This window comes from Paracoccus fontiphilus (assembly GCF_017356265.1).
Taxonomy (GTDB): Bacteria; Pseudomonadota; Alphaproteobacteria; order Rhodobacterales; family Rhodobacteraceae; genus Paracoccus; species Paracoccus fontiphilus.
The window spans coordinates 1-1,135 of the sequence record NZ_JAFNAW010000164.1 but is presented as its reverse complement, the minus strand read 5'-3'; the positions used below and the strand labels follow the sequence as shown (position 1 = coordinate 1,135).

The 1,135-nt window shown below is 73.6% G+C and carries 2 protein-coding genes; both read right to left on the bottom strand.

Annotated features, from left to right (window positions below):
* The coding region (locus tag J0F76_RS21475; RefSeq protein ID WP_207472342.1) for an FAD-binding protein at positions 1 to 862 on the bottom strand (862 nt) is incomplete at its 3' end.
* A gap of 4 nt (positions 863 to 866) precedes the next feature.
* On the bottom strand, positions 867 to 1,135 hold a 269-nt coding region (nadA, locus tag J0F76_RS21470; protein ID WP_207472340.1), incomplete at its 5' end, for a quinolinate synthase NadA.

Below are 1,135 nucleotides of genomic sequence, written 5' to 3'. Positions count from 1 at the left end.
GGGTTTCGGCAAAGACGCCGCGCGCCACGACGTCGCGCGGGGCCAGGTCCGCGTCCGGGTGCAGCGCCGCCATGAAGCGGGTGCCGTCAGCATCGACCAGCCGGGCGCCTTCGCCCCGCAGCGCCTCGGTCGCAAGCGGCGCGGGATCGGCGCCGCAGGCGATGGCGGTGGGATGGAACTGCACAAATTCCGCATCCGCGATCACCGCCCCCGCGCGGGCCGCCATGCCCAGGGCCTCGCCCCGGATGCGGGCGGGATTGGTCGTGACGGCATAAAGCCCGCCCGATCCGCCCCCGGCGATCAGCACCGCCGGCGCCGCGACCGGCACAGGGACCGAGCCCGAGGCCAGCGCCAGGTCGATCCCCGCGACGCGCCCGCCCTTCAGACGCAGCCCCGTCGCGACCCAGCCCTCGGCCACCTGCACCGAAGGCGCGGCCCGCACGGCGGCCACAAGGGCGGCCATGATCGCGGCTCCGGCCCCGTCGCCGTTGACGCGCACCACGCGGGCAAGGCTGTGCGCCGCTTCGCGCGACAGGACAAAGCCGCCCGCCCCGTCGCGGTCGAAGGGCGCCCCCAGCGCGGCAAGGTGCAGGATGTGGTCGCGCGCCTGAGATGTGACCAGCCGTGCCACGGCGGGATCGACAAGCCCCGCTCCCGCCCGCAGCGTATCGGCGGCGTGCTGCGCGGCGCTGTCGGCGGGGCCCATGGCCGCCGCCACGCCCCCCTGCGCCCAGGCGGAACTGGCGCCTTGGCCCAAGGGATCGGGAGAGATCATCAGCACCGGGCGCGGCGCCAGCGCAAGGGCCGCGTAAAGCGCGGCCAGTCCCGCGCCGACGATCACAACGCGGTCGGTCCGGATCATCCGATCAGGCCGCCAGTTGCCGCGACAGGTCGATCATCCGCTGCACTGCCAGCCGGGCCGGAGCGGCGACGGCCGCATCGACCTCGACCTGGCCGGTCATGGAGTGCAACGACCACAGCACCTTTTCCAGGGTGATCTTCTTCATGTGCGGGCACATGTTGCAGGGCCCCAGGAACTCGACCTCGGGGTGGGCATCGGCGATGTTCGAGGCCATCGAGCATTCCGTGACCAGCATCGCCTGCGCGGGCCGCGCCGTGCCCACCCAGTCGATGA